The 6,767-nt window shown below is 46.0% G+C and carries 4 protein-coding genes, 21 tRNA genes and 3 rRNA genes; 25 read left to right on the forward strand and 3 right to left on the reverse strand.

The features are described 5' to 3' along the window. The 23 genes from C400_RS0125545 to C400_RS0125655 form a co-directional block, all read left to right on the forward strand. A 23S ribosomal RNA gene (locus C400_RS0125545) occupies positions 1–152 on the forward strand; the annotation flags it as partial. Between the two features lie 151 nt (positions 153–303). Beyond that, a 5S ribosomal RNA gene (gene rrf, locus C400_RS0125550) occupies positions 304–420 on the forward strand. A 36-nt stretch (positions 421–456) separates the two neighbouring features. Next, a tRNA-Ile gene (locus C400_RS0125555) sits at positions 457–533 on the forward strand. Between the two features lie 22 nt (positions 534–555). Further along, positions 556–631: transfer RNA gene (locus C400_RS0125560), tRNA-Ala, on the forward strand. Between the two features lie 4 nt (positions 632–635). Further along, a tRNA-Asn gene (locus tag C400_RS0125565) sits at positions 636–711 on the forward strand. A gap of 33 nt (positions 712–744) precedes the next feature. Then, positions 745–818 (forward strand) — tRNA-Met (locus tag C400_RS0125570). A gap of 3 nt (positions 819–821) precedes the next feature. Next, positions 822–913: transfer RNA gene (locus C400_RS0125575), tRNA-Ser, on the forward strand. A gap of 31 nt (positions 914–944) precedes the next feature. Continuing rightward, a tRNA-Glu gene (locus C400_RS0125580) sits at positions 945–1,016 on the forward strand. A 7-nt stretch (positions 1,017–1,023) separates the two neighbouring features. After that, a tRNA-Val gene (locus C400_RS0125585) sits at positions 1,024–1,099 on the forward strand. A gap of 29 nt (positions 1,100–1,128) precedes the next feature. Beyond that, a tRNA-Met gene (locus tag C400_RS0125590) sits at positions 1,129–1,202 on the forward strand. Between the two features lie 25 nt (positions 1,203–1,227). Continuing rightward, a tRNA-Asp gene (locus C400_RS0125595) sits at positions 1,228–1,304 on the forward strand. A gap of 51 nt (positions 1,305–1,355) precedes the next feature. Next, positions 1,356–1,428, forward strand: a tRNA-Phe gene (locus tag C400_RS0125600). A 25-nt stretch (positions 1,429–1,453) separates the two neighbouring features. Beyond that, positions 1,454–1,529, forward strand: a tRNA-Thr gene (locus C400_RS0125605). Between the two features lie 4 nt (positions 1,530–1,533). After that, positions 1,534–1,619, forward strand: a tRNA-Tyr gene (locus C400_RS0125610). 19 nt (positions 1,620–1,638) lie between these two features. Then, a tRNA-His gene (locus C400_RS0125615) sits at positions 1,639–1,711 on the forward strand. An 18-nt stretch (positions 1,712–1,729) separates the two neighbouring features. Then, a tRNA-Gln gene (locus C400_RS0125620) sits at positions 1,730–1,804 on the forward strand. Positions 1,805–1,808: 4 nt separating this feature from the next. Next, positions 1,809–1,884: transfer RNA gene (locus C400_RS0125625), tRNA-Lys, on the forward strand. Positions 1,885–1,899: 15 nt separating this feature from the next. Continuing rightward, positions 1,900–1,987, forward strand: a tRNA-Leu gene (locus C400_RS0125630). A gap of 6 nt (positions 1,988–1,993) precedes the next feature. Continuing rightward, positions 1,994–2,068 (forward strand) — tRNA-Gly (locus tag C400_RS0125635). Between the two features lie 10 nt (positions 2,069–2,078). Further along, positions 2,079–2,149: transfer RNA gene (locus tag C400_RS0125640), tRNA-Cys, on the forward strand. A 26-nt stretch (positions 2,150–2,175) separates the two neighbouring features. Continuing rightward, positions 2,176–2,252, forward strand: a tRNA-Arg gene (locus tag C400_RS0125645). 22 nt (positions 2,253–2,274) lie between these two features. Next, positions 2,275–2,348, forward strand: a tRNA-Pro gene (locus C400_RS0125650). A gap of 9 nt (positions 2,349–2,357) precedes the next feature. Continuing rightward, positions 2,358–2,428: transfer RNA gene (locus C400_RS0125655), tRNA-Gly, on the forward strand. Between the two features lie 204 nt (positions 2,429–2,632). On the opposite strand, the gene C400_RS0125660 is transcribed toward C400_RS0125655, so the two are convergent. The 3 genes from C400_RS0125660 to C400_RS0125670 all read right to left on the reverse strand — a co-directional run bounded on the left by C400_RS0125660 (position 2,633) and on the right by C400_RS0125670 (position 4,976). Further along, positions 2,633–3,736, reverse strand: a complete 1,104-nt coding sequence (locus C400_RS0125660) for a PAS domain-containing sensor histidine kinase (protein ID WP_017428695.1) — start codon at positions 3,734–3,736, stop codon at positions 2,633–2,635. Continuing rightward, positions 3,729–4,382: a response regulator gene (locus C400_RS0125665; protein ID WP_013369023.1), complete on the reverse strand. Its 654-nt coding sequence runs from the start codon at positions 4,380–4,382 to the stop codon at positions 3,729–3,731. Before C400_RS0125665 ends, C400_RS0125660 begins: the two co-directional genes overlap by 8 nt. 144 nt (positions 4,383–4,526) lie before the next feature. Next, a complete protein-coding gene (locus C400_RS0125670) occupies positions 4,527–4,976 on the reverse strand; it encodes a GAF domain-containing protein (protein ID WP_017428696.1) in 450 nt (149 codons plus the stop codon). Between the two features lie 298 nt (positions 4,977–5,274). Between C400_RS0125670 and C400_RS0125675 the strand changes: the two genes are divergently transcribed. Next, positions 5,275–6,015: a Crp/Fnr family transcriptional regulator gene (locus C400_RS0125675; protein WP_017428697.1), complete on the forward strand. Its 741-nt coding sequence runs from the start codon at positions 5,275–5,277 to the stop codon at positions 6,013–6,015. 517 nt (positions 6,016–6,532) lie between these two features. Further along, positions 6,533–6,767: ribosomal RNA gene (locus C400_RS0125680) — 16S ribosomal RNA — on the forward strand; the annotation flags it as partial.

Here is a 6,767-nt window from a genome sequence, read left to right on the forward strand (position 1 = left end):
AAGCGCTGAAAGCATCTAAGCGTGAAGCCCCCCTCAAGATGAGATTTCCCAATTAGTAAGACCCCTTGAAGACGACGAGGTAGATAGGTTGGGGGTGGAAGTGCAGTAATGCATGGAGCTGACCAATACTAATCGGTCGAGGGCTTATCCTAAAGATAAGACGCAATGAAGTTTCGGATCCAGTTTTCAGGGTGTAACCTTGAAGGTATGTAGAAGTACATACAACAAGCGTATAGCTATTCATTCACAGAATCCGTGATGAACCGAATAACCTTACGGAAGAATTTGCGAGGCAAATTCATGTTTGGTGGCGATAGCGGAGGGGTTCCACACGTACCCATCCCGAACACGACCGTTAAGCCCTCCAGCGCCGATGGTACTTGGACCGCAGGGTCCTGGGAGAGTAGGACGCCGCCAAGCAAAATCCTTTAAAGGATGATAAAATTTAATGAATTAGGGCCTTTAGCTCAGCTGGTTAGAGCGCACCCCTGATAAGGGTGAGGTCGGTGGTTCGAGTCCACTAAGGCCCACCATTTCTAGATTGACTAAAAGTTTGGGGCTATAGCTCAGCTGGGAGAGCGCCTGCCTTGCACGCAGGAGGTCAGGGGTTCGATCCCCCTTGGCTCCACCAATATTCCCTGATAGCTCAGTTGGTAGAGCACTCGACTGTTAATCGAGTTGTCACAGGTTCGAGTCCTGTTCGGGGAGCCATATTTCAATACTTCTGAATTTTATATATAAGGTGGCGGCGTAGCTCAGCTGGCTAGAGCGTACGGTTCATACCCGTGAGGTCGGGGGTTCGATCCCCTCTGCCGCTACTCGGAGAGATACCCAAGTGGCTATAAGGGGACCCTCTGCTAAGGGGTTAGACTGCGTAAGTGGTGCGAGGGTTCGAATCCCTCTCTCTCCGCCACAAAATTATTAAATCAGAATTCATTTTGCAAGGCCCGTTGGTCAAGGGGTTAAGACACCTCCCTTTCACGGAGGTAACAGGGGTTCGAATCCCCTACGGGTCATAATTATGGAGGCTTAGCTCAGCTGGGAGAGCATCTGCCTTACAAGCAGAGGGTCGGGGGTTCGATCCCCTCAGCCTCCACCATTAATAGTATTAAGAAATACCTTTGATGTCGCGGGGTGGAGCAGTTCGGTAGCTCGTCGGGCTCATAACCCGAAGGTCGTAGGTTCAAATCCTGCCCCCGCAATTAATTTCCTGTTGGAAATGCCTCTGGAACTGTGGTGTAGAGGCCTAACATGCCTGCCTGTCACGCAGGAGATCGCGGGTTCGAATCCCGTCAGTTCCGCCATTTTAACTACATATAGTGTAAACTATATGATATAATTGTAAAATAAAACATGGCTCGGTAGCTCAGTCGGTAGAGCAGAGGACTGAAAATCCTCGTGTCGGCGGTTCGATTCCGTCCCGAGCCACCTTTCAAGTGGGAATTGGCAATGTGCCGGTGTAGCTCAATTGGTAGAGCAACTGACTTGTAATCAGTAGGTTGGGGGTTCAAGTCCTCTCGCCGGCACCATTTTGGAGGATTAGCGAAGTGGCCAAACGCATCAGACTGTAAATCTGCTCCCTTACGGGTTCGGTGGTTCGAATCCATCATCCTCCACCAGTCTTTTTATAATCATATGGCGGTCGTGGCGAAGTGGTTAACGCACCGGACTGTGACTCCGGCATTCGTGGGTTCAAGCCCCATCGGCCGCCCTTTGATTCTTAATTTAATGGGGATTAGCCAAGCGGTAAGGCAACGGACTTTGACTCCGTCATGCATAGGTTCAAATCCTATATCCCCAGCCATTAAGAGCCATTAGCTCAGTTGGTAGAGCACCTGACTTTTAATCAGGGTGTCGAAGGTTCGAGTCCTTCATGGCTCACCATTTATAAGTTATTTTGCGGTCGTGGCGGAATTGGCAGACGCGCACGGTTCAGGTCCGTGTGGGCTAACCCCCCGTGGAGGTTCGAGTCCTCTCGACCGCACCATATTTTGCGGACGTGGCTCAGCGGTAGAGCATCGCCTTGCCAAGGCGAGGGTCGCGGGTTCGATTCCCGTCGTCCGCTCCATTATCCATACGGCGCCATAGCCAAGTGGTAAGGCAAAGCTCTGCAAAAGCTTCATCCCCAGTTCAAATCTGGGTGGCGCCTTGACTGCTCATTATGGAACTAAATATGCGCCCTTAGCTCAGCTGGATAGAGCGTTTGACTACGAATCAAAAGGCCGGGAGTTCGAATCTCTCAGGGCGCGCCATTTATTAAAAAATGTATAATGTCGGGATGTAGCTCAGCTTGGTAGAGCACCTGGTTTGGGACCAGGGGGTCGCATGTTCAAATCGTGTCATCCCGATACTGATTTGCGGGTGTAGTTCAATGGTAGAACTCCAGCCTTCCAAGCTGGTAGCGTGGGTTCGATTCCCATCACCCGCTTTTTGCTATAGCGGATTCTTGTTGCCTCAGTGGTGACACCTTATAAATAAAGAGAGCCTGTCTGGGGACAGAGCTCTCTCTTTTTTTGTATGTTTATCTTCCATAGATTCTACAAAGTGTTGACTATCGATAATCCTTGCTATCGGTGTATTCCTTCTGCTCCTGCAGTGAGTATACACCGATAACTGATCTAGTACACAGGTTTTACACTGGTATGGTCAGCTGTATGGAGGTTCCCTGATTTGGAGCAGAGGTCATGCTCAAGAAGCCGCCTACTCCTCTAGCTCGTTCTTCCATGCTGAACAATCCAACTCCCTCTCCTTTGGATTCTCCAGAGAAGCCCATACCCTCATCCCGAATAGTTACTTTTATTATTTCGTCTTGATCCTCTACATCAACGTATGCTTCTGCTACATCTGCGTATTTAGCCACATTCGTCAGTGCTTCCTGTACAATTCTATAGATTGCTATTTCTTTTCGGATATCAAGGCGTTTACGTAAAGTACATTGAAAATGCACTTCGATTCCGTAATGCGAACAGAAATTTTCAATATAAGTTCTTAGGGCCGGTACGACACCCAAATCATCCAGAACTGAGGGACGAAGTTCCCACGCTAGGCCACGAACATCTTTAATGATATCGGTTACCTGTGCACGCAAATTTTCCAAAGTAGCGTTGGGTTGTTCAGCTAGTTGGCTATCTAGTTGAATAATAAGTGAAAACAGGCTTTGACCAATCCCATCATGAAGCTCTCTTGAAAAACGTTTACGCTCTTCCTCCTGTATTTGCATGACTTGCGTCATCATGGTCTGAAGCTCTGCCTCTACTTTTTTTAATTTAGTTACTTCATTACGGATCGCTAAGTACTGATAGGGTTTACCTTCCTCGTCCATAAATGGAACAATCGTAGTATTCACCCAGTAGTAGCTGTTATCTTTAGCACGATTTCGTATTTCTCCCTGCCATACCTCACCAGAACGGATCGTAGTCCACAGGTTCTTCATGAAGGCTCGAGTATGATAGCCCGAATTAATGAGACGATGATCCTGCCCGATCAATTCTTCACGACTATATTGCGAAATCTCACAGAACTTATCGTTTACGTATTGAATAATTCCTCGATGATCGGTCAGAGCAACGATGGAAGATGTATCTAGAGCAAATTTTAGATTGGATAGCTGGTGGAGAGAACTACGCAGTACATGGAGAAAAGGAGAATCTGGTATATGAATTTCCAAATCATTCAGTAGTTTATCGGTTGACTCCCCAAAGGCGGGCTGCAGTAAAGGGTTAGAAGGTTCATTCATAATGGAGCAACCCCTTTTTCAGTGCAAATTTGACCAACTCAGGCCGTGTTTTCAAGTTAAGCTTCTCCATAAGGTTGCTTTTGTGGGACTCTACGGTTTTGACGCTAATCACCAGGTGTTCGGCAATTTCCTTGTTGGCATATCCTTTGGCTACCCATGATAGGATCTCTTTTTCCCGCTCAGACAGGGATTCATACGGCCCGGCTATGCCCTCTTGTTTGATTTTGTCCAGATATTCACTCATCAGGCGTTTGGTTGCATTGGGGTATAGATAGGCACTGCCTTCGGCCACAGACTGGATGGCAGCGAGTAATTCCTCATGAGGTGCACTTTTTAAAATATATCCAGATGCTCCGGCTTGAATGGCTCGGAACAGATATTCCTCATCATCATGCATCGTTAAAATAAGCACTTCTGTATCCGGCAACTGTTTTTTTAATTCGGTGGTTGCCGTGAGGCCATCTTTGCCAGGTGGCATACTAAAATCCATGAGCACGACATCAGGTTGTAGCTCCACCGCTTTGCGGATTGCTTCATCCCCGTCTGCTGCATCTCCTACTACCTTAATACCGTTTTTGCCGTCCAATAGGGCCATGAGGCCAGAACGTACGACAACATGATCATCCACTACTAGTATACGAATCAATTAGTCATCCCCTCGAACGGTAAAAAAACCGTGCGTTTTGTCATAATCATAGCAAATTTTAGGGATTTCAATCAACAGAGATAGTTAGATGAGCTGTTCATGTTCACTTATATTTATAAATTTTATTTTTCTTCAAATATCAATCTATGGAGTGAGAGGGAGGGCACATAGCTGGCCAAGGCGATGAGCGACTTGAGTGGCCTTGGCTACATCAGATTCGGTGAATGTTCTCACTTCACGGTTACCGACAAGTAGCACACCGTTTGGCAAGTCTCCTGTACTGGAAAAGGGAATGGCTACTGCAGAATGTAACTGTTCGGCCAGCATAAGCGCACATTCTTGACGTAAACGTATACTGCCTGATATTAAAGCGCTAACGGTTACGGTACGCCCCAGACGAACAGCCATCCCGGCAATCCCATGACCGACTTTAAAAGAGATAAGGCGATAGCGATTGTTTCGGCTGCCGGAGGCATAATACCAATGCAACTTACCCCCTGACCTGGACATAAATGCAAGTGCAGTGAGATCCCCATAAACATGATCTCGCAACTGGTTCAGTTCATTTCGCATTTCATCCGTTATTTGTAGCATAGAAGACACATCCTTTATCTTAACCAACTGTAGCTCTAATTTATTGTAATTCCGACAGGTACAAAAGTAATTCAGGGAACCCCCTGATCTATAGGCGCAGGAAACACTGACTTTTCATTAGACTGGGTAATCAATAAGAGGTGGGGCGATAAATGGGGCGTTAGATAATCCTGGAAGTGATATTTATCACTGCAAATCAGGGAGTAGGGAGGTGCAAAATCAGGTGTTCTCCCGATAACAACCCAGGAATTAAAACATTATGATAAAGATATCAGGTAAACACGAGGAGGACGCTAATATGCAAGCCACTTGTATGGAACGGTTTAGGGACGAAACGCAGCGCACGGGGATTCAGCTTTTTCTGACGGAAGAGCATTTTGAACTGTTAAAAGATATCATGTCCTGGAAGAAGGTAAAGGCAGGCGTTATGCTTTTCCGAGAGGGTGATGATGCGGAGCAGCTTTATTATATACATTCGGGTCATGTTAAACTCCGTAAGTCGACAGAAGACGGTAAAGAATTGATTCTGACTATTCAGCACCAAGGCGATTTAATCGGGGAGTTTAGTGGGATAGATGGGGAAGAGTATAGTTGCACTGCAGAAACAGCCGATGTGTGTGAATTAGGTGTCGTGCTTGTTAAGGATCTGGAGTCGCTCCTGTCTAAGCATGGGGAAATGGCGCTTCAGTTTATACAGTGGATGGCAATGAAGCAACGAATTATGCAATCACGGTTTCGGGACTTACTGTTGTATGGTAAAACGGGGGCACTAGCGTCTACGTTAATCCGTGCAAGTAATACATGTGGGGTAGCTGTGAAGGATGGCATTTTACTGAATATGAAGTTAAGTCACTCCGAACTGGGTGAGATGATTGGAGCAACGCGCGAGAGTGTGAACCGGATGCTGAGCTCGCTGAAAGAGCAGGGTACCTTGGATACGAGAGACGGAAAAATCGTCATTCACGATCTCAAGGTGTTGCGCGCTATGTGCTGTTGCCCTTCGTATGGCCAATGTGCCCATGAGATTTGCAGACTATAAATTTATGAGCTTGTTAGGCGGGGGCTAAAAGACTCCGTCTAATTGTAAGTCTTCTGACAACAAGCGATTAAAAGGAACGAGTATCGTAGATATCTTAAAAAGAATCGACGGCGCGTTTAGCGGCAAATCAACGATATAGTGTTTTGAAGTAGCCATCATGTTGAAATAGTTGACTAGTAGTAAAGAAATTTTAGATATTGATTTATTGTGAAATATTACAAGTTGTATTCTGTAGTTAAAAATGATATATTATTTGAGCTGACAACAAAACAGCCGTTTCTAAAGAGAATAAGCAGGGTGAAATGATCTTCGAAAAAAATAACCCTTGCATTTTTGGAATGAACATGATATGATCTTATAGCTGCTGAAAAAAGCAGTGAAAAAGAATTTGATCTTTGAAAACTGAACAACGAGTGAGTAAATTGATTTTGTTCGCAAAATCAAACAATGAGATATTTTATCTCGTCAGTTTCAAAATGAGCTAATCGCTCTTTCTATAACCAACTTCAGTTGGTCTTTAATGGAGAGTTTGATCCTGGCTCAGGACGAACGCTGGCGGCGTGCCTAATACATGCAAGTCGAGCGGGGTTAATTAGAAGCTTGCTTCTAATTAACCTAGCGGCGGACGGGTGAGTAACACGTAGGCAACCTGCCCACAAGACAGGGATAACTACCGGAAACGGTAGCTAATACCCGATACATCCTTTTCCTGCATGGGAGAAGGAGGAAAGGCGGAGCAATCTGTCACTTGT

The organism is Paenibacillus sp. ICGEB2008, assembly GCF_000307675.1.
In the GTDB taxonomy this organism is placed as follows: Bacteria; Bacillota; Bacilli; order Paenibacillales; family Paenibacillaceae; genus Paenibacillus; species Paenibacillus polymyxa.

Excerpts from the sequence above, each read along its gene's own strand:
- C400_RS0125675 (WP_017428697.1), top strand. The coding sequence starts at position 5,275 with ATGCAAGCCACTTGTATGGAACGGTTTAGGGACGAAACGCAGCGCACG.
- C400_RS0125660 (WP_017428695.1), bottom strand. The coding sequence starts at position 3,736 with ATGAATGAACCTTCTAACCCTTTACTGCAGCCCGCCTTTGGGGAGTCA.
- C400_RS0125670 (WP_017428696.1), bottom strand. The coding sequence starts at position 4,976 with ATGCTACAAATAACGGATGAAATGCGAAATGAACTGAACCAGTTGCGA.